23 protein-coding genes are annotated in these 26,269 nt (G+C 35.8%); 8 read left to right on the top strand and 15 right to left on the bottom strand.

Annotated elements, in window-relative coordinates:
* Positions 1-3 precede the first annotated feature (3 nt).
* The gene (locus AC07XU_RS18240) at positions 4-858 is read left to right on the top strand and encodes an N-acetylglucosamine kinase (protein ID WP_494945071.1); all 855 of its coding nucleotides are present in this window, start codon (positions 4-6) and stop codon (positions 856-858) included.
* Positions 859-1,227: 369 nt separating this feature from the next.
* On the opposite strand, the gene AC07XU_RS18235 is transcribed toward AC07XU_RS18240, so the two are convergent.
* From AC07XU_RS18235 to AC07XU_RS18225, 3 genes are all read right to left on the bottom strand, one after another.
* Positions 1,228-1,425: a hypothetical protein gene (locus AC07XU_RS18235; protein ID WP_494945070.1), complete on the bottom strand. Its 198-nt coding sequence runs from the start codon at positions 1,423-1,425 to the stop codon at positions 1,228-1,230.
* A complete protein-coding gene (locus AC07XU_RS18230) occupies positions 1,425-2,936 on the bottom strand; it encodes a glycoside hydrolase family 10-like protein (protein WP_494945069.1) in 1,512 nt (503 codons plus the stop codon). Before AC07XU_RS18230 ends, AC07XU_RS18235 begins: the two co-directional genes overlap by 1 nt.
* A gap of 98 nt (positions 2,937-3,034) precedes the next feature.
* Positions 3,035-4,603: a M20/M25/M40 family metallo-hydrolase gene (locus tag AC07XU_RS18225; RefSeq protein WP_494945068.1), complete on the bottom strand. Its 1,569-nt coding sequence runs from the start codon at positions 4,601-4,603 to the stop codon at positions 3,035-3,037.
* A gap of 36 nt (positions 4,604-4,639) precedes the next feature.
* Between AC07XU_RS18225 and AC07XU_RS18220 the strand changes: the two genes are divergently transcribed.
* The 3 genes from AC07XU_RS18220 to AC07XU_RS18210 all read left to right on the top strand — a co-directional run bounded on the left by AC07XU_RS18220 (position 4,640) and on the right by AC07XU_RS18210 (position 8,069).
* Complete coding sequence (locus AC07XU_RS18220) at positions 4,640-4,873, top strand: hypothetical protein (RefSeq protein WP_494945067.1); 234 nt, start codon at positions 4,640-4,642, stop codon at positions 4,871-4,873.
* A 566-nt stretch (positions 4,874-5,439) separates the two neighbouring features.
* A complete protein-coding gene (locus AC07XU_RS18215) occupies positions 5,440-6,528 on the top strand; it encodes an FAD-binding domain-containing protein (RefSeq protein ID WP_494945066.1) in 1,089 nt (362 codons plus the stop codon).
* A gap of 59 nt (positions 6,529-6,587) precedes the next feature.
* Positions 6,588-8,069 carry a cryptochrome/photolyase family protein gene (locus AC07XU_RS18210; protein WP_494945065.1) on the top strand — a complete coding sequence of 494 codons (1,482 nt, stop codon included), beginning with the start codon at positions 6,588-6,590 and terminating at the stop codon, positions 8,067-8,069.
* Positions 8,070-8,253: 184 nt separating this feature from the next.
* Here AC07XU_RS18210 and AC07XU_RS18205 read toward each other — a convergent pair whose 3' ends face one another.
* From AC07XU_RS18205 to mutL, 9 genes are all read right to left on the bottom strand, one after another.
* Positions 8,254-9,135 (bottom strand): glycerophosphodiester phosphodiesterase, encoded by an 882-nt coding sequence (locus AC07XU_RS18205; RefSeq protein WP_494945064.1) that lies wholly within the window; start codon positions 9,133-9,135, stop codon positions 8,254-8,256.
* Positions 9,136-9,574: 439 nt separating this feature from the next.
* Positions 9,575-10,429 carry a DUF4440 domain-containing protein gene (locus AC07XU_RS18200; protein ID WP_494945063.1) on the bottom strand — a complete coding sequence of 285 codons (855 nt, stop codon included), beginning with the start codon at positions 10,427-10,429 and terminating at the stop codon, positions 9,575-9,577.
* Between the two features lie 74 nt (positions 10,430-10,503).
* Positions 10,504-11,517, bottom strand: coding sequence for a M28 family peptidase (locus AC07XU_RS18195; RefSeq protein ID WP_494945062.1), 1,014 nt, complete (start codon positions 11,515-11,517; stop codon positions 10,504-10,506).
* A gap of 17 nt (positions 11,518-11,534) precedes the next feature.
* Positions 11,535-11,810, bottom strand: a complete 276-nt coding sequence (locus tag AC07XU_RS18190) for a hypothetical protein (RefSeq protein ID WP_494945061.1) — start codon at positions 11,808-11,810, stop codon at positions 11,535-11,537.
* Positions 11,811-11,856: 46 nt separating this feature from the next.
* Positions 11,857-13,317, bottom strand: coding sequence for a cysteine--tRNA ligase (gene cysS, locus AC07XU_RS18185; protein ID WP_494945060.1), 1,461 nt, complete (start codon positions 13,315-13,317; stop codon positions 11,857-11,859).
* A gap of 29 nt (positions 13,318-13,346) precedes the next feature.
* Positions 13,347-14,465 (bottom strand): endonuclease/exonuclease/phosphatase family protein, encoded by a 1,119-nt coding sequence (locus tag AC07XU_RS18180; protein ID WP_494945059.1) that lies wholly within the window; start codon positions 14,463-14,465, stop codon positions 13,347-13,349.
* A complete protein-coding gene (locus tag AC07XU_RS18175; RefSeq protein ID WP_494945058.1) occupies positions 14,465-15,310 on the bottom strand; it encodes a rhomboid family intramembrane serine protease in 846 nt (281 codons plus the stop codon). Before AC07XU_RS18175 ends, AC07XU_RS18180 begins: the two co-directional genes overlap by 1 nt.
* On the bottom strand, positions 15,303-15,983 hold the full coding sequence (locus tag AC07XU_RS18170; RefSeq protein WP_494945057.1) for a rhomboid family intramembrane serine protease: 681 nt from the start codon (positions 15,981-15,983) through the stop codon (positions 15,303-15,305). Before AC07XU_RS18170 ends, AC07XU_RS18175 begins: the two co-directional genes overlap by 8 nt.
* A 120-nt stretch (positions 15,984-16,103) precedes the next feature.
* Entirely contained in the window at positions 16,104-17,957 is a 1,854-nt protein-coding gene (gene mutL / locus AC07XU_RS18165) for a DNA mismatch repair endonuclease MutL (protein WP_494945056.1), read from the bottom strand.
* Between the two features lie 181 nt (positions 17,958-18,138).
* Between mutL and AC07XU_RS18160 the strand changes: the two genes are divergently transcribed.
* Both AC07XU_RS18160 and AC07XU_RS18155 read left to right on the top strand, forming a co-directional pair.
* Complete coding sequence (locus tag AC07XU_RS18160; RefSeq protein ID WP_494945055.1) at positions 18,139-19,770, top strand: amidohydrolase; 1,632 nt, start codon at positions 18,139-18,141, stop codon at positions 19,768-19,770.
* Complete coding sequence (locus AC07XU_RS18155; protein ID WP_494945054.1) at positions 19,742-21,574, top strand: serine hydrolase domain-containing protein; 1,833 nt, start codon at positions 19,742-19,744, stop codon at positions 21,572-21,574. Before AC07XU_RS18160 ends, AC07XU_RS18155 begins: the two co-directional genes overlap by 29 nt.
* Before the next feature lie 60 nt (positions 21,575-21,634).
* On the opposite strand, the gene AC07XU_RS18150 is transcribed toward AC07XU_RS18155, so the two are convergent.
* Together AC07XU_RS18150 and AC07XU_RS18145 are read right to left on the bottom strand one after the other, a co-directional pair.
* Positions 21,635-22,465, bottom strand: a complete 831-nt coding sequence (locus tag AC07XU_RS18150) for a DUF6929 family protein (protein WP_494945053.1) — start codon at positions 22,463-22,465, stop codon at positions 21,635-21,637.
* A gap of 220 nt (positions 22,466-22,685) precedes the next feature.
* Positions 22,686-23,648, bottom strand: a complete 963-nt coding sequence (locus tag AC07XU_RS18145) for an isopenicillin N synthase family dioxygenase (protein WP_494945052.1) — start codon at positions 23,646-23,648, stop codon at positions 22,686-22,688.
* Positions 23,649-23,869: 221 nt separating this feature from the next.
* Between AC07XU_RS18145 and msrA the strand changes: the two genes are divergently transcribed.
* The gene (gene msrA / locus AC07XU_RS18140) at positions 23,870-24,469 is read left to right on the top strand and encodes a peptide-methionine (S)-S-oxide reductase MsrA (protein WP_494945051.1); all 600 of its coding nucleotides are present in this window, start codon (positions 23,870-23,872) and stop codon (positions 24,467-24,469) included.
* Between the two features lie 52 nt (positions 24,470-24,521).
* On the opposite strand, the gene AC07XU_RS18135 is transcribed toward msrA, so the two are convergent.
* Positions 24,522-25,472 (bottom strand): outer membrane beta-barrel protein, encoded by a 951-nt coding sequence (locus AC07XU_RS18135; RefSeq protein WP_494945050.1) that lies wholly within the window; start codon positions 25,470-25,472, stop codon positions 24,522-24,524.
* A 180-nt stretch (positions 25,473-25,652) separates the two neighbouring features.
* Between AC07XU_RS18135 and AC07XU_RS18130 the strand changes: the two genes are divergently transcribed.
* Positions 25,653-26,252 carry a TetR/AcrR family transcriptional regulator gene (locus AC07XU_RS18130; protein WP_494945049.1) on the top strand — a complete coding sequence of 200 codons (600 nt, stop codon included), beginning with the start codon at positions 25,653-25,655 and terminating at the stop codon, positions 26,250-26,252.
* Positions 26,253-26,269: the final 17 nt, after the last annotated feature.

Here is a 26,269-nt window from a genome sequence, read left to right as displayed (position 1 = left end):
TACATGATTTTAGTTGCAGATAGCGGTTCATCAAAAACTGATTGGATGGCTTACAGTCCGGGGCATACCTTAACATTTAATACTCAAGGCATTAACCCCTATTTCGTAACCGCGAATGATGTGGTGAGAATTCTTTCAAAAAACAAGGACCTTTCTGCATATGCGAATACCATTACAGAAGTTTACTTTTTTGGATCAGGATGTTCATCACCAGATAAGCATGAGATTATCTCTAATGGCCTATCTGCATTTTTCACTAAAGCTTTTATTAGTGTAGATCATGATTTAATTGGATCGGCCTATGCCACTTGCGGAGACAAAAAAGGTTTAACGTGTATTTTAGGCACTGGATCGAACATCACTTATTATGATGGAGAAAACGTACATAGTGGCAAGCACGGTTTAGGCTACGTGTTAGGCGATGAAGGATCTGGAACTTATTTTGGCAAAAAAGTGCTTGTATCTTATTTGTATGGCACCATGCCAGCTGATTTAAGAGCACCGTTTGAAGCGCAGTTTGAGGCTAAAAAGGAAACAGTAATCCATAATATTTATCAAAAACCATTTCCAAACTCTTATTTAGCAACATTTAGTCGCTTTATGACTGGCCATAAAGAACATCCATTTATACAACAAATATTGTTAGATGGCTTTCAGGAGTTTATAGACACCAATATACGCCATTACAAAGAGCACAAAACTTTAGAGTGCCACTTTGTAGGTTCTATTGCTTATTATTATCAGGATGAATTGAAAAAAGCATTAGCTGCCAACAATATTAAGGTTGGAAAGATTTTGCAAAAACCTATTGAGGGAATTTTCGATTATATTTTAAAACGTGAAGGTATAGCGGTTTAATGACCCTCGACATTTACTGTATAATCTATTTCCTAATTTACTATTTGTCAGCCTGAGCGTAGTCGATGGTATTACAATTCGCTTCTTAACCATGGTCTGTGGCACACAGACTATTTATTGATTATTAAATAATCCTATTTGCAGGTTTTTTACACGCCCAGACCTAAATAGGAGCAAAAACCTGAGTGTTTAAACCCGGTAGAAGTGTAAATACTTTTTGTTACATTGACGTTTACCGATTTTTAATCGGTTGCGTAGTAGAAGCACAAAAAGATTGAAACGAATAACGGGGCTGAACCCTTACTAAAATGCACTGCATTTGCTTTTCAAATTCAGATAAAACCGCTCATTTATGCTAGTTGCACATCACTATTTCACCTCATCTGTCTCATAACTTACCAAGTTCCAATTTCCTTTTGCATCTTTCTCATAATTAACTTTATAATTTGAAGAAGGCGGAATGGTAAAATGAAAACTTAACTTGGTTTCGGCTGCGTCTTTAGGGATAAAATGATTGACTATCGAATTCGCAGTAGCTTCAATTTGTTCTTTAAAATGTTGTTTCATTATTTGGCTTTATCAATTACTGGATAAGCTACAAAATCACTTTCGTTACCTGTTCTATCAACAGCGGTAACAGCTATCTCGATTAAATTATTTTTATCCTTACCGTTTGCAGTGGTAACGCTACTCAAAACATCAAGCATTTGGTCTTTTCTGTTCATGATTTTATAATTCCACTTTGTGCCATATTTATAATAAACTACCCATCTAAAAACATCATTTGGTTGGTTATGGCTCCAATTTATGCGAAACATATTGTCAACTGGCGATATACTAACTGTAGGTTCTAAGGGCTTTTTATCATCTAACCACTTGCTTGAGGGCACAATAGCCTGCTTTTGATACGGACCTTTAATTAATCCTTCTCGTAATAATTGATGTTTTACCAAACCAGCAATGCTCCAATGTACAGCGCCTTTACTTTGTGGCACAATGCCTCTGGTAATCATAATCTGATTAACAATTTCATCTACGTTTTTATCATCGCCACCTAAACTCACACTCATACCGGGCCATAAATGTCTGCCTTTGGTATTTTCACTTTGCCACCAGTTTAACAATACCGGAAAACTCTGCGGTATTACATTTACTTTCCAGTACAATTGAGGTGTAAAATAATCTATCCAGCCTTTGTTTAGCCATAGCTTTGCATCGGCATATAATTTATCGTACTGGTCGTAACCCTCAATAGATTCTGGATAACCAGGGCGCCAAATCCCAAACGGACTTAAACCAAATTTAACATGTTTTTTTTCTGCTTTAATAACCTTATAAACACGCTCGATAAAAGTATTTACACTCTCTCTTCGCCAATCGGCTCTGCTTAGTTTACCACCATCATTTTGGTAAGCTGCCCAACTTTTATCATCAGGAAAATCGGCACCGCCATTGTACGAATCATAAGGATAAAAATAATCATCGAAGTGTACTCCATCAATATCGTATCTCTTCACAATATCTTTAACCACCGCAGTAGACTGATCTTGTACACCTTTTAATGAAGGATCCATCCAATATTGGCCATCTTTTAATTTTACTACCAACTCTGGTTTTGCTTTAACGGTAGAATTTGCACCTTCCTCTCCTCCAGATAAATGATGCGCTCTGTACGGGTTTAGCCAAACATGCAATTCCATTCCACGATCATGCGCTGCCTCTACCCAAAACTCTAAAGGATCGTAATAAGGATTTGGAGCTTTGCCTTGTGTACCAGTTAAAAAGAAAGACCATGGCTCAATATCACTTTTGTAAAGGGCATCGGCCTGCGGACGAATTTGCAAAATAGCCGCATTAAAGTTTAAACTCTGTAATAAATCTAACAACACAATTGCTTCCTTTTGTTGCTCTGCAGTAGATAACCCTGGTTTGCTTGGCCAATTGATATTAGCTACAGAGGCAATCCATGCTGCTCTAAATTCTTGCATCGCCTTTGGCGACTGAGTTGGCTGCTGTGCTGTTGCAAAAATAATAGCGGTTAAAACTAATGAAAAGGTTAGGAATAATTTTTTTAACATGGTTTTGGTTTTATTGTTTTACCACATAGACACATAGCATAAGCCTCTATATCCCTATGTGGTATAATTTTCAAGTCTCCTTTGGGGGATTTAGGTGTTTAATTTAATCCGCCTTTGCGATTAGCTTTAACTGGTGTTGGCCAAACGCCAGGCTGATTAGTTCTTGGATTTACAGCCATAGGTGCTTTTTCTGTAGATGTTTTTTCAGGATCTTCGCTAGCCATATAAACCAAAATTGCTGCTAAAATAGCGTTGTTCCTTACTTCGTCAAAAACAATTTTATCATAAGTATCTCTATTGGTATGCCAAGTGTAAGAGAAATAATCCCAAGGTAAAGCACCTAAAGAAAAACCTAAAGCACCAGCAGCAACAAATGAAGCATTATCAGAACCGCCACCACTTGGTGTACCTGGGTAACTCGTTTTAATCTGATTTTTGATGGTATCAGGCACTGCAGCTAACCAACGTGGTAAAAAGTCTTTCGCTTTGGCAAAACCAGCACCTCCAATATTTACCACTCTACCCGTTCCGTTATCTTGGTTAAACAGCGCTTGTAAGTTATTTACAATTTCTGGGTGATCTTCTACAAAAGCCCTCGAACCATTTAAACCTTGCTCTTCACTAGCCCAATGACCAACTAAAATGGTGCGTTTTGGGTTAGGGTAAAATTTCTTTAACAAACGCATGGTTTCCATCATCATAATGGTACCTGTACCGTTATCTGTAGCACCGCTAGATGCATCCCACGAATCGAAATGAGCCGAAAGCATTACATATTCGTTAGGTTTTTCTGAACCCTTAATTTCTGCAAAAGTGTTAAAAGTTGGCACTACACCTAATTCTTTAGATTCAGAAGTAATTCTTAACATCGGTTTAGAACCATATTCTGCTAAACGATAAACTAAACCGTAATCTTCCACAGATAAATCAACCGTTGGTATTTTGGTAGTGTTGGCACCAAAAACTTTATCAACCCCCCAGCCAGCGCTCCAATTGTTTATAATGATACCAGCTGCACCGGCTTTTTCTATCGCTAAAGCTAAATTTTTGGCATTTAAACCAGTTTTCGCTAAACGATCTCTCCAAGCATTTGCTGCATCTTGTTTATCTTTTTTAAATTTTGCCAAACCATCTTTAGTGGCAAAATCTTCGTAGTTTTTATCTGGTCGGCCAGAAATTTGAGCTTGAGAAATTAATACCAATTTGCCTTTAACACTTGGTAACCATTTTACAAAAGCCATCGAATCTGCAACCAATGGCAGTACAATTGCCTCCGCATTAATTGGCTTTCCTTTAGCTGTAGATGGGCTCCATGCTAACTGCGTGCCTTCTAAAGTTCGTAAGCGAGGGCTCATTAAATCAATATGTGTTATGCCTCTTTCCCATCCACGCCATTCGCCCCAATTTTCCATACGAGATGAGATGCCCCACTCGCCATATTTTTTAACTGCCCAATCGCCAGCTTGTTTCATTTGTGGCGTACCCACCAATCGCGGCCCAACAACATCTAACAGTTCATGAGCTAATTTTTCTAATTGCGAGTTTTCGGTAGCTTCTTTAGTAACATTAGCAACAAATGCTTCTTTGCTTTGCGCAAAAACAAAACTGCTGCTTATCATAGCGGCTATAAAAAGCAGTAGACGAGATTTTTGGGTAGTTTTCATCATTATATAATTTGTCTTTTTAATGGTTATGAAGCTATAATGAGCATATTAAAAGGTGTATGCTCATCATGGTTTCATTTTGTAATTTTAAAATTTATTTGCAGAGAGAAAGATAGGGATTGCAATAGTTTTACGCAACAATCATCAAATAAGTTACAGGAAAAGGTTGAAGGTGGATGGATGGAAGGTGTAAGGTGTGAGACTAAAGCGGAAATACTGATGAAGAGCAATACCACTAAACAACCCGTCATCTCTAACAAATTACGAGGATAGATCTCTAACAAAAGAAACACTGGCAAACAAAAATTAAGCCAAGAGCAATCCCCAAACCAACCCGTCATCTCGAACGAGGTACGAGGAGAGATCTCTAACAAAAGAACCACTGCTAAAGAAAATGATTAGAAAAGCAAGAGCAGTAATTCTTCGTTAAGGTAGCCCTGCTTTCTGCTAAAGTTTTTTAGCCTTCGGCTTTAAAAAACTACCGCTGCCAATCAGGTTTAGCTTACAAAAAACAATGATTAAAAAAAGATTGACAGTGCACTTAACTACTCAAATCCAAAATTTTTCGAATTGATACCGAGAGATCAAATGAAAAGTTTGATGGAAGCCGTTTATAAACTCCCAAATATCAAATATAAAACAGCATACCTTCATTTTTAAATCCCCGCCGAATTGCTAAATTAGCATAAAAAAAGGGAAGAATGCTTGCAATATCCTTCAGAAAAAAATAGATTTCACTTTCAGTTGTTGTTAATTTTAATGTATAATTTAAAAACAGCTTCAACTCATAAAACCAATTGTTAGGTGCATTCCGTAGATATAAAAAACTGCATTAATCCATGAATTTTCCCTTCACCTACGCTCAAATCTTAGAAAGAATTGACCAGATAGAACCTAAAAAATACGCTGGTACCAGAAATTTTATTGATGGTGCGGTTACTTACCTATCACCTTATATCTCAAGAGGTGTAATTAGTACCAAACAGGTTTACGATGCAGTTATTGCCAAAGATTATGAACCCCATCAAATCGAAAAATTTATTCAGGAATTGGCTTGGCGAGATTATTGGCAACAGATTTGGATTGCCAAAGGAAAAGCCATAAATGAAGATTTAATTAAGCCGCAACCAAATGCAGAGCGAAAAGGAATGGCAACTAGTTTAGCTCAAGCCGAAACTGGTATTGAGGCCATTGATGAAGGAGTTAAAACCCTATACCAAACAGGTTACATGCACAATCACATCCGTATGTATGTAGCTTCAATTGCTTGCAATGTTGCTAAATCTCATTGGCAGTTACCAGCAAAATGGATGTATTACCATTTGTTTGATGGCGATTGGGCATCAAACGCATTAAGCTGGCAATGGGTTTGCGGTGCGAATAGTCATAAATTGTATTATGCCAATCAAGAAAATATAAACAAGTATTGCCATACCTCACAAAGTGATACTTTTTTAGATATCACTTACGAGCGGTTTGCTGATTTACCAATTCCATCAGTATTAGAAGAAACCGAGCAACTTAATTTATCAACTCTGTTACCAAAAACCGATACACCGAAAATCATAAAAGCTAAACCTACTTTAATCTATAATTTTTACAACCTCGATCCACAATGGCATAAAGATATTGATGCCAATAGGATTTTACTTTTAGAACCATCCGTTTTTCAACAGTATCCAGTTTCTGAAAAAGTATTAAATTTCTGTATCGAATTGGCCAAGGCAAACTTGCCGAACATTCAAATTTATGTAGCAGAATTTACCACACTCGAGCAATTAGCTGGCGAGCTTATTTTTAAAGAACATCCTTTAAATAATTATAGTGGCAAGCAAGAGCCACGAACCTGGCTTACTTCTGTTACGGGTTATTATCCCTCATTTTTTGCATTTTATAAAAAAGCGAGGAAAGAATTAATTCCAAAATAAAATCTATTTGGCCTTTGCATACGTTTAAACTTGTTTATTGCACCTAAATATTTCTACAAATGAGTAGTGTAAACTTTATATTTCCACATCAATTATTTAAAAATAACGAGCTTTTTAATTTTGATGGCGCATACTTTCTCATTGAAGAAAATCTATTTTTTACGCAATACAATTTTCATCAGCAAAAAATAGCTTTCCATAGAGCAACCATGAAATGCTACGAGCATCATTTGGAAGCCAAAGGATTTAAAGTTAATTACATTGAAGCAGAAGAGCAAAATGCTGATGTTAGAAAGTTAATCTCATATTTAACAAGGCAAAAAGTTTCACAAATCAACCTTATCGATCCTGTTGATGATTGGTTGTTGAGCAGAGTTAAATCGGCAGCTGCCAAACTAAACATCAAACTACAGATTTTAGATTCGCCGATGTATTTAAACACAGAAGCGGATTTAGGTAAGTTTTTTAACCCAGATAAAAAAACTTATTTCCAGACTGCATTTTACAAACAACAACGCATAGCGAAGAAAATCTTAGTGCAAGGTTTAGATGAACCTACAGGTGGCAAATGGAGTTTTGATGAAGAAAACCGGAAAAAATTCCCGAAGGGTAAAGCAGTTGTTAAATTAAATCTACCACAACCCAATGAAAACTGCAAAGAAGCCCTAAGCTATACCAAAGCCCATTTCGGGAATAACGTGGGTCTTTTAAATGATGATTTCTTTTATCCCACAGATTTTGAAGCTAGCGAAAAATGGCTTGAAGATTTTTTGAAAAACCGTTTTGCAGAGTTTGGAGATTATGAAGATGCCATCGTGAAAAGCGAAATGCTCCTAAATCACAGTTTGCTTACGCCAATGCTCAATGTGGGTTTACTCACGCCTTATCAAGTAATCAATGCGGCTTTAACTCACGCCAACAAACACCAAACTCCAATTAATTCTGTAGAAGGTTTCATCAGACAAATTATTGGTTGGAGAGAGTTTATAAGAGGTGTTTACATTACCAAAGGCGCACAAGAAAGAACAAAAAACTTTTGGGGTTTTACCAGAAAACTGCCTCAATCATTTTATGATGGAAGTACCGGAATTGTACCTTTTGACGAGACGATTAAAAAGGTTTTAAAAACTGGTTATTGCCACCACATAGAACGATTAATGGTTTTAGGCAATTTTATGCTGCTCTGCGAAATACACCCAGATGATGTTTACCAATGGTTTATGGAATTGTTCATTGATGCTTACGATTGGGTAATGGTGCCCAATGTGTATGGCATGAGCCAATTTGCCGATGGCGGAATTTTGGCTACTAAACCCTACATTAGCGGCAGCAATTATTTAATGAAAATGAGCGATTACCCAAAAGGCAAATGGCAAGAAGTTTGGGATGCTTTATTCTGGCGATTTATGGATAAACAGCGTAATTTCTTTTTAAAAAACCCTCGTTTAGGCATGCTCATTAGAACTTACGACAAATGGCCAGAAGAGAAAAAAGCAAATGTTCATCAAATTGCTGAAGCGTTTTTAGCTAGTTTGAAATAACATAGATTAACTAATTTTTTGAAAAGCAGTAACAGCATTTCATTTTTAGGTTAGTCCTGCTGTGCGTTACAATCTTTTTGTTTCCCCCTTCGAAAATCCTCGACATAACAAAAAGGATTTCACTTCCATCAGGTTTAGTCAACAAAAAGCTGTGCTAAAATATAAAGTTGCATACGTTTTTAATCTACCTTTTAACCTGCCCTATTAAATTTGGATAATCGGTAATTATTCCATCAACACCTAAACCTTGTAAATACTCGATATCTTTTACCGAGTTAACTGTCCATGGGATGATTTTAACTCCGGCGGCATGGCATTTATCAACCAAATTTTTTCCAACCAGCACAAAATACGGACTGTAAATTGTTGGTTTAAAACCTAACTGTGCAATGTTGTCTTCAAAATCAACCTTTTCATCAATACCTAATGAGGTTCTCATTTTTGGATATTTTTCGTGAACATATTGCAACGATCTGATATCAAAAGATTGAATAATCACCCGCTTTTCTAGCCTCTTTTGCTTTACAATATCCATTATAATTTCTACATATTCCTCCGGACTTGGCTGAAACTCTCCATCGCCTTTACGGATTAATTTGGTTTCGATGTTATAATCTGGTTTGGGTAATCGATTTAACTTTACATAATTCTCTACCGAATCAATCAGCTCTGCTAACAAAGGTTTGTAGGCTTTAAGTTTTTGTTGTCCGGGAAACCTTGGATGCAATTTGCTCCCCACATCAAACTTTTTAACCTCAGTGTAATTCATTTTGTAGATGTTGTTTTTCTTTTCATCTTTTAAGGTAATAGGCTTACCTGTTGGTGTTAAGCTAAACTCGTGATTAAAATAAGGCTCCTGAGAAACAACGGCTTGTTTATCTTTACTAATTACAATATCCATTTCTAACGTTGTAGCTCCCAATTCTAAAGCTTTTAGCATAGCCGGAATGGTGTTTTCTGGCATAATGCCACGAGCACCGCGATGCCCTTGAACATCAAACTTTTTTTGAGCAAAAGTATGGAATGAAATTACGAGGTAAGCGATTAAAAGTAAGTTTTTCTTCATCAACATTGCTAATTAAAATTTTGGAAGGAGCGGCAATAATAAAGCCAATTTTTGTTATCATTTAGTTGGATGCGGATTTCAACTTGAAATAGTACCTCAGGCAGAAGTAATATAAACGGGATAGCAACGGAAATCCTTTTTGTTTTGATCACACACAATCCTACCAAACTGACATTAAAACAAAAAGATTGGAGCGTATAGCCCGACTAACTTTAATAGATATACTGTTATTGATTTTCTGAGAAAACCATTTATTATTTAAATAATTAAAAATTAAGTTTTGAATAATTCGTCCATCTAGCCCGCCGATAAATCGAAGTAAACTCCCAAAACGGGGAATGTAGCATTCAGATAGCATAAGGAATAACTCCCTATAATCAAAAAAGGATTTCAGCTAAGCCGAAATCCTTTAGATTTATATTTGGTTTTTGGTTTCTAATTAACGTTCTGCCAAAGTAAATATTTGGGTCATGATGTTCCAATTGCCATCTTTTTGACGTTCCCAAATAAATACATAATGAAAACTTTCGCGTAGATCTGTTTTATAATCGATAGTTGCAACACCATAAGTATAGCCAAAATCTGCACCTAAAGTTTTATCGAAAGAAGTAGTTTTTAAACTAATTTTATCAATCATTCTATTGTTAAAAGCCTGTATATTATCTTTACCTACAATTGGTTCGGTTCCAGGAAACAATAAACGAGCATCAGCATTTAAAAATCCTGAGAAAGCACTTGGTCCGTAAGATTTTAATGTGGTATTTAAAGTTTTTTCGGTTGTATTGATAATTTCCCTACTTACTTTTAAATCTTTAGGATTGGTAAATTTAGGGACAAAGTGATCTTTTGGTTCTACAATATCTTGAGCAACCTTTTTTAATGATTTGTTGGTTTCTGCGCCTAAATCAATAATCAATTCCCATTTACCATCATTAACTCTCCAAACAGATAGGTAATGACCATATGTTTTCTTTTCAGTTCCTTCTTCATATGTACCTGAAGTAAAACCCCACTCGCCACTACGTGAAACACGAGCCTGGCTTACCGCCCAAGTAATATCTTTGGTATCTGGAGCAGAAGCATAAAATTTCTTAGCATTTGTTGGGTTTGGTCTAAAAACAATGGCATCATTTGCTGCATATCTATTATAAGCTGCATTTGCTCCATTTTTAGCTAAATAAGCTGCAAAATCTTTTTCAGTTTCTACTAATGATTTGGTAGTTCCGTTAGATTTTTGTGCAAAAACACCAAGAGTTGTGGCAGCAAGTAACAGCGTAAAAATAATTTTCTTCATGTGTAAATTTAATAGTGGTACGAATATAAGATTTGATGCATTAGCCAAAGTAAAAAGTAATTAACAATTAAACATTAAGTACCCGGAACTTCTCTAAAAATAGTTTCTAAAACAGTTTGGCCGACTGCTAATAGTGTGTTTTTATCTATATTATTTAAATTATCTAATTGTGTATGCCAGTTGGAATAAAAACCAGATGCATCAGAATAGTGGATAATATCAATACACGGGATACCTGCCTGATTAACCCAAAAATGATCATCAATTATATTACCTGATGGCACATTCACAAAATAAGCTGCGTAGCCGATCTCATTCCCAATATCCCAAACTTTTTTTAAAACCTCTGGAGCATATTTTCTCGAAATTTCGTCTTGTGTAAACTGTGCATTGCTACCACCAACCATATCTAAATTAATAGCAAAAAGAGGCTTGTAACCTTTTACTGGCGGATTTTTTGCCCAATATTGCGAACCAATACACCAAGTAGTTTCGTTTTCAGATTCATCTTGAGATTTTCCGTAATCTTCAATATCCCATAAAATAAAATCTACGCCAACATTGGGTTGTTTGATTTGGATTTGGCGGGCCATTTCTAAAATTACTGCAACACCACTTGCGCCATCATTTGCGGCATCAAAAGCTTTATCGTGCATTTTTGGATCTGGATCTTGATCAGAAAATGGTCTTGCATCCCAATGGGCAGTAATTAAAACGCGTTGTTTTTTCTCTGGATTAAATGCCGCAATGATATTTTTTAGTCGATGTGATTTTCCATCAAAAGTTTCAGCTGGTGCTTCTTGCACAAAAACATCTCCCCCAAAAGATTTTAACTTAGCCACCAAATAAGCCGCAGTTTTGGCATGCGCTTCTGTAGATGGAATACGTGGCCCAAAATCTACTTGTGCTTTGGTAAAAGCAAATGCACTATCTGCATTAAATTCTGGCGAAACTAGTTTTACAACTTGTTCAGCATCATCTTCAGTAGTTTTCTTTTCAGATTTGCAGGCTTGCGTTAATCCGATAGCTACAAATATTAAAATGATAAACGTTTTATTCAATTGATTTAAGATTTTGATTTTCTTCATTATTTATTAAAAGTTTTTTAGCGGAATAACTGTTCGGTGTCAGCAACATCGGTAAAACGCATTTTGCCGTCAGCAGCGAGAATTTTCAAACGGTTACAACTTGTAACCGTTTCATTTCCCTCTTTTAAAAGTCTATTTTTCAAAACTTTCCAATAATTTCTTGCTCCCTGATGTCCTAGCTGATCCGTTAATATCTCAATTACATCAACAAAATACCATTTCTCTTTTTCATCATCCCAAACAGAGCGTACTTGTTTCTGTTCAAAAAGTTTTATTGCTTCTTCTTTGCCCATATTACTGTAGTTAAATTTTCAAACTATCAACGGGATGATCAGTAATTTAATTTTTACTCCATGTGGTACCTTCTTTACTATCTTTTAGTTGGATACCGATATTTTGCAACCCAATCCTTATTTGATCGGAAGTAGCATAATCTTTATTTTCTTTGGCTTCTTTACGCAGGGCGATAACCATATCTAAAACCTCATTTAGTTCTGTATTGCTACTCTCCTCATCCTTTAAGCCAAATACTTCAAATACAAAATCATTTACTAAAGCTTTCAATTTATCCAGCTCTGCTGCATTAATTTTGGCAGTTCCATCGTAAACTGTATTGATAATTCGGGTAGCTTCAAATAATTCTGCAATTACCACCGGACTATTAAAATCATCATTCATGGCGTTAATGCAATTTTCTTTGATCGCATCTATTTCTATGTTACCCTCTTCGTTAGCCACTAATTTAGGCAACAAACTCACCGCGTTCATTAATCTTCTAAATCCCTTTTCAGATGCTTCTAAAGCTTCGTTAGAAAAATCTAAAGTACTTCGGTAATGAGCCTGCAGCATAAAAAACTTGACCGTCATTGGGCTGTAGCCTTTATTTAACAATGGATGATCTCCAGTGAATAACTCACCTGGTAAAAATCCGTTGCCTTTAGATTTAGACATACGCGTACCATTTACGGTAAGCATGTTGGTATGCATCCAATATTTTGCAGGTTGATGACGGCTACAAGCTTCTGATTGTGCAATTTCATTAGTATGGTGCGTTGCAGCCAGGTCCATCCCTCCACCGTGTATATCAAACTCTTGCCCAAGGTATTTTGCGCTCATTGCAGAACACTCAATATGCCAACCCGGAAAACCCATACCCCAAGGAGAAGCCCACTGCATTAAAGTTTCTGGTTTGGCTTTTATCCACAAGGCAAAATCTAACCTTCCATGCTTATCATCTTGTCCACCCAACTCACGGGTATTGGCCAACATGTCTTCTAAATTACGGTTGGTTAAAATGGTGTAGTTGTATTCTTTACTGTATTTCTCTACATCAAAATAAATGGTTCCATCAACCTCGTAGGCATAACCATTGGCCATGATGGTTTTAATCATTTCTATTTGCTCAATAATATGGCCTGTTGCAGTTGGCTCGATACTTGGTGGCAAAGCATTAAACATGCGCATCACATCATGAAAACCAATTGTGTATTTCTGCACAATTTCCATTGGCTCTAATTGCTCTAATTTTGCTCGTTTTGCAAATTTATCATCACCCTCGTCCCTATCGCCTTCCAAGTGACCAGCATCGGTTATATTTCTTACATAACGAACTTTAAAACCGCTGTATTTAAGATATCTAAAAATCAAATCGAATGATAGAAAAGTACGACAATTACCTAAATGCACATCACTGTAAACCGTTGGACCACATACATACATCCCCACATGAGGTTCGTTTAGCGGCTCAAAAACTTCTTTTTTACGTGTTAGCGTATTGTATAATTGTATCTTCTGTATCATGTAGCAAAGTTAAATAAAATGCGTTAATGTTATGGCTGTGTAGTTTTTAAGCGAATATCACTCCTTACCGGAAAATGATCAGATAATTTTGCCTTCACAATGTGATAATTTTCAACTTCAAAATCTTTTGTTGTGGCAATATAATCTATCTGAAAGTTAGGAAACTTACCATTATATGTTCTTCCTAAACCTTGCCCTTTTTCTATAAAGGCATTATTTAAAGTATCTGTTATTTTAGTAACTGCATAAGAAGCAGGTGTGTCGTTAAAATCTCCGGCAATTACGTACGGTGTAGCACAGCTGTTTAAATGTGTTTTCATGATATCAACCTGCGTACTTCTTTTAAGAAAAGCACTCTTAATCATGCGCAAAATTCTTTTGGTTGATGCTTTATTAAAGTCGATTTCTTTAGAAACGTCATCTAAATAAGTATAATCTTCTCCTTGAAATGAGATGGATTGAAAATGAACATTATAGACTCTAATTACCCGAGATTTAAACTTCAAATCAACATATATACTTTGATTACCGCTTGAGTTTTCGAAGTTTATTTTACCTGAATTTACAATCGGATACTTAGAAAATATAGCCAAACCGATAGCTTCTGTAGAACTTTCTAAAGTAGGCACGAAGTAATAATGCTTGGTATTGAGCATTTTTTTTAGGCTATCAACCGTGTCAAAAGGGCCTTTTGGTTTAGTGAAAAATTCTTGAAAACAAATTACATCAGGATTTTGCTCGCGAATAACTCCAAGCATTTTTTCTTTCACTTCTTCCGTAATTTTATCGCCGTATGGGGTAAAATTATGTACGTTATAAGTTAGCACCCTCACCAAATCTTCGGTAGCTTTCTCATTTTTTCCGCTGGTGCCGAAAAATCCAAATGTAGCAATTAGGGTATGCCAACCAGAACAAATGATTAATACGGTGATGATGGAAAAAACAGCTCTTTTTCTGATAATCCAATACCCTAGAATTAAAAGATTACCAAGAAGGAAAAATGGATAAGCTAAGCCAAAAAAGGCGATGATAATGTGTTCTCTCGGATCGCTTTTACCAGCAAATATGCCACAAACTAAACAAATAGCCGCAACAACTGCAATCAGCAGCATCAACTTATCAAAAAAAGTAAATTTCTTCTTTTTCATTAACTATTACTTGCCTTAAACAGCGTATCCTTTTCTTCTTTTGTTAATTTGTCGTACCCAGATTTAGAAATTTTATCTAAAATAGCATCTACTTCTTTTTGGTTAATATTGGTTGATGATTTTTTTTGGGGAGCATCGTTTTTAACAACCTTCAATTTAGGCTTTTTCTCAAATATTTTGCTTAAGTCAGTACCACTTTGCAATAATTTAATGTAAACAAAACCAAACAAAACACCACCTAAATGGGCAATGCTACCACCCGCATTTGCTGATTCTATACCGATCAGATTTAACAAAATATAAACTAACAAGATGTACTTTAGCTTTACTTCTCCGATAAACAATAACCTTATTGAATAATCTGGAACCAAGGTTGCTGCCGCTGCAAAAATTGAAGCTACTGCGGCTGATGCACCAATTAACGTACCTGCTGTTTGGCTAAAAACAGGAACTAAATTAAAAACAAGGGCATAAAAAACTGCTCCTGCAATTCCGCCAGCTAAATACACAAAGTGAAACTGCCTAGGCTTTACAAAATCTAAAAAAATTCTTCCCATCCAATATAACCATAGCATGTTAAACAGGATATGGAAAAAATCTGCATGAAAAAATTGGTAGGTTAAAACGGTATAAAAACGCGTTAACCATAAATCTGGTAAAGATGGAAAAGCTAGATAAGCTCTAACAAAACCATCGATCATGCCTCTGGAACCAGCCATAAATGTAAATACACTTGATAGCGATACCACTACAAAAATAATTGCATTGATACCAATGTACAGCAGAACAGGATCGCCAGATTTAAAGAGCTTAAATTTTAAATCACTTAACCAATTGTTAGTCATAATAATCGTAATAATTAGATTTATTGCGCCAAAGTTTAACTAAAATGAAGCCAATTAATGCACCGCCTAAGTGAGCAAAGTGGGCAACCGAGTCGCCTTCAATTCTACTAAAGCCCATAAATAATTCGAATGCAATATATCCTGGAACAAAATATTTAGCTTTAATGGGAACCGGGATAAACATAATCATTAACTCAAGGTTTGGATAAAGTACAGCGAATGCCGTTAAAACACCAAAAACCGCTCCCGATGCACCTACCATTGGCGTACGATATATATCTAGCAATTGCTGAGAACTAGATACGACAGATAAATCATTAAATGCGCTTCCTGTAATTTGATAAACTTCAAAAGCCTGTACCGCCCACTGTAAAGCAATTGCTCCAAGACCACTTATCATGTAAAAATTAAAAAATCTCTTTCCTCCAAAATGGTTCTCCACAATTCCACCTATCATTACTAAACCGAACATATTGAAGAAAATATGAAATAGGTTTGCATGCATAAACATATGCGTAACAGGTTGCCAAATTTTAAAAAATGGAGAGTCGAAATAGAAAACTGCTAGATATTGCTCTAACGGAATCCCTTGAATTTGAAATAGCCAAGTAGCTATAAAAAATATTACGTTTATAATCAGCAAATTTTTTACTACAGGTGTAATGTTGTTCATATTTTTAATTAAAAGCGATTTCACACATTAGTGTAACTTCACAGATTAACATTTATCGTTTTCTAGGCTTTGGTATTTTAGCCTTTTCATCCTTCCCTTCTTCGACCTCAAAGCCTTCAACTATCTCTCAAACTTTTGCGCAATTTCTGTTAGCGCAATAGTTTGGATCACTGGTCTACCACCGATACTAAAATTCGGCGTTTTACAAGCAAATAACTCTTCAATCAAGGTATTCATTTCTTGCTGCCCTAAAGCTGTCCCAGCTTTAATTGCACTATTCTTTGCCATACTTCTGGCTAAGGCATCGCGTTTATCTAATTTCAGCTCTTGCTGCGAATTCTTAAAACCTTCGATCAAATGTTCAAAAAGCTGTGTTTCATTAATATTTGTACTTCCTAAATCTACAGGAATTCCTTCTATCACTAAAGTATTTTTACCAAATTCTCTAACTTCAAAACCTAAACTTTTAATATCATCCAATAAACTTTTAGCTAACTCATAGTCGTTCGGACTAAGTGTTACCGTTTGCGGAAAAAGACTTTGTTGTGAGGCTCCTTTTCTATCTTCTAAATGTAATAGAAACCTTTCGTACAAAATACGTTCGTGTGCAGCTTGTTGGTCAATCATCATAATCCCAGATTTGATCTGAGAAACAATATAACGGTTGTGCACCTGCATAAATTGCTTTTGCAAAGGCTCAAACTGATCGTCTTTTTGCGTTTCGCCTAAATCAATTGCAGCTTGTTCTGGCACATGGTGATTGGTAATCTCATACAAAGAACCCCAATTTTTACTTGGTGCCATTCCGCCGCCCCTATTCTCATTTCTTAGAAACGGAATTTCTTTAGTAACAGTTTTTGTTTGTTCGAAAGGATTAAAATCTGGATTAAAAGAAATACTTGGCGGTACAATATCTTCTGGCGCTTTGTGCGTAATCATATTGCTAAAGCCAGTTTCTTGGTTAAAATCAATCGTCGGACTGATGTTAAATTTGCCTAGAGATCTTTTCACAGCCGAGTGGATGATGGCATAAATAGATCTTTCATCCAAATATTTAATTTCTGTTTTTGTAGGATGAACATTTACATCAATTTTTGCTGGATCAATCTCGATGAATAAAACGTACAAAGGAAAATTATCATCAGGCAACAACTCCTGATAAGCTTTATTTACCGCATGGTTTAAATAAGCATCCTTAATAAATCTATCATTGACAAAAAAGAATTGTTCGCCCCTAGTTTTTTTAGCAAATTCTGGTTTGCCAATATATCCTTTTAGGTTAATTATAGTGGTTTCTTCCTCTACGGGAATTAAACGTTCGTTGTAATTATTGCCAAATAAGTGAACTATACGTTGCTTCATCGCTGAAGCCGGTAGACGATAAATCTCGGCTCCATCATGGTGTAAGCTAAAAGCGATATGAGGTTTTGCCATGGCCACACGCTGAAACTCATCTATAATGTGGCGCATTTCTGCCGGATTACTCTTTAAAAAATTTCTTCTGGCAGGTGTATTGTAAAACAAATTTTTAATACAAATACTTGTTCCGTTGGCAGTACCAACTGGTTCCTGTTTAATAAATGTTGCACCCTCAATTTCAATTAATGTACCAACCTCATCTTCATGACGCTTGGTTCTCATTTCTACCTGAGCAATTGCCGCAATAGATGCCATCGCTTCGCCCCTAAAACCCATCGTTCTAATGGCAAAAAGATCTTCCGCTTTGCGAACTTTAGAAGTAGCATGACGTTCGAAACACATACGAGCATCAGTTATACTCATCCCGCAACCATTATCTATCACTTGTATTAATGCTTTACCAGCATCTTTTACAATCAGTTGTATTTTATCTGCACCCGCATCAATGGCATTTTCTAGCAGTTCTTTTACCGCTGATGCAGGTCGCTGCACCACCTCTCCGGCTGCAATTTGATTGGCAACACTATCGGGTAAAAGTTGTATAATATCAGACATTTAGTATTTTTTGTAAGCCGCTAATTTAGGCAAAATAAGCCTATTTTTGAGATAAAAAATGATTGTTTAAATGTCAAATTGCTCCTCAACCCCAAAAGGACTTCATAAAAATTGATGGTTTGTAATGCAACATTGTTAACTCTAAATTGAAAACTGTGAACCGATTTTATATCTTTAAAACATGAAACAACTCCTCTCCCTAATTGCGCTGTTATTTATATTAAGCGGATGTACAAAGCCAAAAGCAGATTTGGTAGTTTTTAATGCAAAAATTTATACTGTAAACGAAAAATTTGAAATAGCCGAGGCTATGGCCATAAAAGATGGTAAAATTTTAGCTGTTGGTAGCGAAGCTGATATTAGAAATCAATATGCTGGCAGCGAAGAAATAGATGCAAAAGGAAAAACCATCTACCCAGGGTTTATTGATGCTCACGCTCACTTTTACGGATACGGAGAAAGTTTACAAAGTGCAGATTTAAGGGGAACCAAAAGTTGGGACGAGGTAATTAGCCGATTAGTTGAATTTGCTAAAACACATCCAGATGGTTGGTTAACAGGCAGAGGATGGGATCAAAACGATTGGCCAAACAAACAATTCCCAACTAAAGAAAAGTTGGATTCACTCTTCCCTACGCGACCAGTTTTATTAGAACGTGTTGATGGCCACGCTTCTATTGCCAACCAAAGTGCTTTAACAGCAGCCGGAATTACGAAATCTTTTGAATTAACTGGCGGAGATATTGTAGAAGTTAACGGTAAATTAACCGGTTTATTAATTGATAACGCAGTAGAACTTGTAGCTAACAAAGTACCAGCCGTAAACGAAGCTCAAGCAAAAAAAATATTCTTAGATGCGCAAAAAAACTGTTTTGCGGCTGGCTTAACTACTATTGATGATTGCGGATTAGATTACGAGGCGGTTGAATTTATTGAAAAGCTACAAGCAGATAAAAGTTTAAAAATGCGTTTGTATGTTATGCTGTCGGACAATGAAAAAAACTTTGATTATCTGTTTAAACGTGGAGCTATAAAAACCGAGAGATTAAACGTTAGGGCTTTTAAAGTTTATGCCGATGGCGCTTTAGGTTCTAGAGGCGCCTGTTTAATGCATCCTTATAGCGATATGCCATCTAAATCTGGTTTCTTGCTAAGCGACCTTAAACATTTTGAAGAAGTAGCCAAAAAAATAAATGCCTATAACTTTCAAATGTGTACACATGCCATTGGCGACTCGGCAAACCGCAGCATTTTAAAAATTTACAACAATGTTTTAGGAGGTAAAAATGATAAACGTTGGAGAATTGAGCATGCACAAGTTGTAGCACAAAGTGATTTCAATTTATTTGGTAGCGCAAGTGTCGTACCATCGGTGCAACCTACGCATGCAACATCAGATATGTATTGGGCAGGAGACCGTTTAGGTAAAGAAAGAGTAAAAGGTGCGTATGCATACAAACAATTGATGCAACAAAACGGTTGGATACCTTTAGGAACTGATTTTCCGGTTGAAGAGATTAACCCAATGTTTACGTTTTATGCAGCAACAGCTCGAAAAGATGACCAGAATTATCCGCAAGGTGGTTACCAAATGGAAAATGCACTAACAAGAGAACAAACGTTAAGAGGAATGACCATTTGGGCTGCAAAATCAAACTTTGAAGAAAAAGAAAAAGGCAGTTTAGAAGTAGGAAAGTTTGCAGATTTTGTGATTTTAGAACATGATTTGATGAAAGCCACAGACCAACAAATTTTAAAGAATAAAGTATTAAAAACCTATGTTAATGGAGAAAAAGTATATGAAGGGAAATAGTTTAGCGGGATTTTTCGCAACATGTTTAGTTGCCATTTTTACATTAAGTGCTTGCGCACAAGACCATAAGAAGAACGAAAATCGTTTAAAAAACATTAATGAAATCTCTAAAAATTCGGTTTTATTAAATAACCAAAACAGTTTTATACCTATTACTAAACTTGCCGAAAAAAAAATTGCCTCGGTAAATTTGGGCTTCGAACACCAAATTGCATTTGATAGCTTATTGAATAAATATGCAGATGTAAAATCGCTAAGCGCCTTGAAATACAAAGACTCTACCACACTAAATGATTTGGCTGATGATTTGAAATTTTACAATACGGTAATCATTTCCATTAGCGATAAAATGGCTAAAGATGGCCGCTACTTAAATTTCATTACAGATCTTGCTCAACATAAAAATGTGGTTATTGCCCTTTTTGGTGATGGCAAAAGTTTAAATTCATTTGATAATATTAGTGCTCCAATTGTATGGAGTCCACAAAACTCGCAAGAAGCAGCAATGGTTACTCCGCAGCTAATTTTTGGCGGTATTGCAGCAGAACACACGTTAACCAAAGGATTTTCTGCTAAATACACCACTGGCTCAGGCTATAAAACTACAGCAACTCGCTTAAAGTTCACAGTGCCTGAAGATGCCGGTGTAAATGTGGAAGATTTATTGGAAGTTGACAAAATTGCGCAAGAAGCCATCGCCGGCAAAGCTGCGCCTGGTATTGTAGTTTTAGTAGCTAAAGACGGAAAAGTGATTTACAATAAAGCTTTTGGATCGCATACTTATGATAATTTGCTGGCAGATAAGGTGAGCGATATTTTCGATTTAGCATCAGTTACTAAAACCACAGCAACCACACCAAGTGTAATGCGCTTGGTAGAGCAAAATAAATTAAAGTTAGATACCAACGTTGGTTTTTACATTCCGAAAGCACGCAATACGCCAATGAACAAGATTAATGTTCGTGAGGTTATGCTGCATCAAGCAGGATTTATTCCATTTATCCCTTTTCATAACTATGTTAAAGAGGGAGATTATGCAAGAGATTCTTCTGCTGCTTTTCCTACAAAAGTTGCTGATAATTACTACATTAAAAAAGGATTTTTTAGTGATTTTATGTGGCCTAAAATGCTAAACTCGCCCATTAAAACACGCGGCTCTTATGTTTACAGTGATATCAGCATGTATGTAATGCAAGATATTGTTGAACAAATAACAGAGACTCCGATTGAAAAATATGTAGTTGATAATTTTTACACGCCACTTGGGATGCATACCGCTGGATATTTGCCAAGAAATCGTTTTACAAAAGAACAAATTGTACCAACAGAAGATGATAAGGTTTTTAGAAAAACTTTATTAGAAGGGTATGTACATGATCAAGGTGCGGCTTTAAGAGGCGGTGTTGCAGGGCACGCTGGTTTATTTGGTAATGCTAATGATTTGGCAATTTATTATCAAATGTTACTTAACCGTGGGAGCTATGGTGGCGAGCAGTATTTTACGCCAGAAACGGTAAACATGTTTACAAGTAAACAATCTGATGTAAGTAGAAGAGGTTTAGGATTTGATCGTTGGGATCCAGATTTGACAAAGAAATATCCATCACAATTGGCTTCGCCACAAACGTACGGACATACCGGATATACTGGTATTGGCGTTTGGGTAGACCCTACTCGCAATTTGGTTTATATTTTCTTGTCGAACAGAGTTAACCCTGGAGTAAGTGAGCAATTAGGCAGATTAAATATTAGACCAAGAATACACGATGCCATAAACAGAGCGGTTGATAAAGCTTTTAAGTAGATGAATTTACCACATAGAAACATAGTTTGTTATTTACAAGCTATGTTTTTGTGATTAATTTCAAATCGTTACGCTATAAACAACTGTTTCCATAACATCCGTATCTCTATCTTCACAAAGTAGAAATTCAATTTGATTTTCATGTTGCCTAAACAAAGTAATGCCCTCAAACTTGTGCGTTGAAGATATTTTTTTGGTGAAATTTAATTCTAAAGTTGCAGCATTAATACAGCCAATATAACTTCCTAAAATTTCACCATCCTCATAAGTAGATTTAGTATCTTCTGCAGCTGCGATAAAATAGATTTCATTTTCGTGCATCATAGCATCGGTAAATGAAACCAATTGCTTGTTATCTTTTAATAAAACGATTGGGACAAACTGGGTTTTGTGAGCATTAAGCAAATCGGCACCTTTAATTTTAATGATACCATTTTTTTGAGCGTTTCCGTTTCCACGGTTAAATAGATACCAGTTTTCACCATTAAACACTGCTCCTTCGATATTTAAATTTTCATCATCAATTTTACATTGCAGCTTAATTTTAGCATATAATGATGACAAGCTATGTTGGCTAACTTGCTTAGTTTGCAAATCAAATTTCAACATCAAATTTCTATTTGGGTTTGAGCCAGAACCTAAAATATATAATGTATTTTGGTAATGACAGAGCACTTCAAAATCTGGTTTTACAGCTTTTGCTATATTTTCTAAAATCGGTAAATCTTTTAAAACTTGAATTTTATCAAGCGACTTATTATCGATATCATATTTATATAAAAATGCGCTATTATCGCCAACAACATATAAAAAATTCTGTTTCAGGAATAAGCCCGAAGCAGAGCCAATACCTTTTATCGTCGCAAAAATTGATAGTTTTTCATTATCCATTTTAAACTCCAATTATAAAAATTTACTTGCGTATTTTGTATTTAAATTTTGCTAGCGTGAGGGATAGAAACGTAAAGCCCACAGCCCCGATTTTTCATCGGGGCGAGGACTTGGAGTGAAAAGCCCGACCCTTGCGAAGCTTGGGACACGCCCAAATTTCAGTTTGCTGTTAAAATTTTTAGCAAAAATAGATTCTTGGCTTCGCTCTGAATGACAAAAACTACTTCTTCAATCCAATTTCTCTTAAACGCTCATCTAAATATTCTCCAGCAGTCATATCGCTATACACTTTTGGATGCTCATCATCAATTGTTGACGGTAAACTTGTTAAATCCATGTCGCTTCGCGGATGCAAGAAAAATGGCACCGAGAAGCGAGAAGTTTTCATCAATTCGCGTGGCGGATTAACCACTCTATGTGTGGTAGATTTTAATTTGTTATTGGTTAAACGCTGCAACATATCGCCAACATTTACCACAATATCAGTATGTTCAGCTTTTATAGCCAACCACTCGTTGCTTGCTGTTAAAACCTCTAAACCATCGGCGCTTGCGCCAATTAGCAAAGTAATTAGGTTAATATCTTCATGTGCTCCTGCCCTAACTGCATCATCAGGTAGTTCATCAGGATTTTCTATCGGAAAATAATGGATGCCACGTAAAATTGAGTTTCCGTTATGAACATGTTCATCGAAATAATTAACAGGCAATTCTAAATAAGTTGCAATAGCTCTGAGCAAATGCTTCCCGTTCTCTTCTAACTTCTGATAAATTTCTCTTGTAACTTTGTTAAATTCTGGAATTTCTTCCAAAATTTCATTGTCTGGATATTCGCTTTTAATGGGATCGCCATCACTAACTTCGTTTCCAATTTGCCAAAACTCTTTTAAATCTGCCGTTTTTGCTCCTTTTGCTGTTTCCTTACCAGCACTTGTGTAACCACGTTGCCCAGCCAATTCTGGCTTTTCGTATTTACGTTTAACCTCTACAGGTAATGCAAATGCCGCCCTAATATTTTGGTATAATTTATCAATCAACTCTTGACTTAACCCATGGTTTGTAATAGTTACAAAACCCGACTCGTTGAAAGCTCTGCCTAAATCGTCAGAAAACTTTTTGCGTTGCTCTTCATTACCATTAATGTAACTGCCTAAATCTAGACATGGAATATACGGTGTAGACATATTGTTTTTATTTAATGAATAGTTAAATTTATAAAAGATATGTTAATAAATCGCCTTGCGTTTAATTTTACTCACTTAACAATTTAAAAAACAAAAAGTTAAGTTATTCACAAATTAAATAATTATAACTAAACAAAGAAATTTGGGAGCTTTATAATTGTTTGACTGTAGCCAAACTTTATGATTAATTTTTACGTATTATTACTAAGCAAATGATAAAAATGAAATACATCAGCTCTTTAATACTCATTATACTTTTTATGAACAACGCAAACGCTCAAAAACAAAAAACTCAAAAAGCTACTTTTGGAATGGGTTGCTTTTGGTGTACAGAAGCACTTTTTCAACGCTTAAACGGTGTAGCATCTGTGAGTTCTGGATATGAAGGTGGCGATGTGCCCAACCCAACTTACGAAGATGTTTGTACAGGAATGACTAACCATGCCGAAGTTATTGAAATTAATTACGACCCAACAAAAATTACCTATGATGAATTATTAGAGATTTTTTGGAAAAGCCACGACGCCACCACCTTAAACCGACAAGGAGCAGATGTTGGCACACAGTACCGCTCTGTAATTTTTTATCATACCGAAGAACAAAAAGCCACTGCAGAAAAATACAAAGCAGAACTAAATAAAGCTAATGCCTTTGGCAAACCTGTTGTTACAGAAATAAGCAAAGCTGATGTTTTTTATGAGGCAGAAAACTACCACCAAAATTATTTTCTGAAGAATGGAGAATTGCCTTATTGCAGGTTGGTAATTTTGCCTAAAATGGAAAAACTAGAAAAACTTTTTAAAGCAAAAATGAAAAATTAATTGATTGCCACAAATCATCAATGTTTAGGTATAGATGATTTGTGGCAAAATACTATAACCCAATTTTTATTCCAGCGTTAACTCCTAAACCGCCAATATTGATGTAAGATTTCAACTCATCACTTGGTTTGGTAGCATCATATCCCGCAGTACCAGGCACATTAGAACTTGGTGTTAAACGTTTACTAAAATTTGTTTCTCGAGTACCTGTTGGTAAATCATTTAAGCCAACATTAACTTTAGCTCCATTGGCTAATGTACCAGTTGCCGCGAAGGCTGTAATTTCTTTACTATCGCTATTTACAGATACATTTCTATATTCAATCTCACTAAAGAAACTAATGTTTTTACCTATCGGATAATTAAACCCGGCAGCTCCCAGAAATCCTACGGTTGGTTTTGGCTTTACACGTTCAGTTCTTGTGAGTTCTACCGCTGCAAAATTAGGGTTAACTGTTCTTGCAATTGTCCCCGTTTGATCGTTAACAGTAGTATTAATATCTAAATAACCATACACGGGTAAAACAGCTCCCAATTTCATATATGGTCTAAATTTCTTTTCTGTTGGCAAATGAAATACCAAAGATGGTGTTAAATCTATAGCAGTAACCTGACCTACAGATTTTAAGCTTAACACCTCATTATTGCCAATAAATCCACTTTGCCTTGCCATTACGTTCTCTTCACTTTTAAAGAAATTAGCACCCATTTCTACAGCCACTATCTCATTAAATCTAAAACCGCCCATTACACCTGCTCGCCAACCTTGGCCAAATGAACCTGTAATTGTTTCTTCAGAAATTCGAGTTTGTGCACCAGTATTTGGGTTGATAGAAAAAACATAATCCCTTGGTTGTAGCGAACCAACATTCGGAAATTCTACTGGGGTTACTTTAAAAAAATAGCTACCTGTAGGTTTTAAATAAAAACCTCTTCCTTCTTGGGCAAATGTAGTGAGAGACGCTCCTGCTAAAATAAATGCAGACAAAATAAGCTTTTTCATAATGTACAATTTAAGTTAAGTCAGCATTTTGTTATGCTAACATAGAATTATTAACGCTTTACATTCTCCTAATGTTTCAATTGCGTGGGTAAACTTATCATCAAATCGTCATAAGTATTTAAACATTAGTTAATTTTAATACAAACGATTTACTTTTGCTAACAGTGTTAACTTATTTGCATGGCAGTATCAGAAAAACGATTACGACAAAAAGAGCAGCTTAAAGTTTCTATTCTAGAAGCAGCTAAATCAATCATCTTAAAAGAAGGTTGGCAGTCGGTATCTATTAGAAAAATTGCTGATGCGATTAACTATAGCTTGCCGGTTGTGTATAATCATTTCGAAAGCAAGGATGCCATTTTAGAAGAGTTTGTTAAACAAGGATTTAATCTTTTGAGTAAGACTATTTTAGAGGCCAAAGAGAAATTGGCACGACCAGAAGAGCAGATAAATGCAATGGCCATCGCTTATTTTAAGTTCGCATTTGAGCAAAGAGAATTTTATCAAATGATGTTTGGCCTAGGAATGCCAAGCTGCGAACGAGTTAAACAGATTACAGAAATAGGCAACTTTAGCACTATTCTAATTGATACAATTAAGTATCTGGGGAATTTTTCTGATACTAACGAACAAACTTTATTGAAATTCCATACGCTTTGGTCTATTCTACATGGTTTAAGTTCTATAAATATGGTGAGTATGACTGCTACACCAAATGAGATGCAACAAAAAGTTTTACAAGATGCCGTACAGGGCTTCATAAAAAATATTAACAATTAAAATTTAAAAAATAAAAT

Source organism: Pedobacter sp. GW456-11-11-14-TSB4 (genome assembly GCF_059424425.1).
The sequence above is the reverse complement of the archived record's forward strand: the minus strand, read 5'-3'. Positions and strand labels throughout refer to the sequence as shown.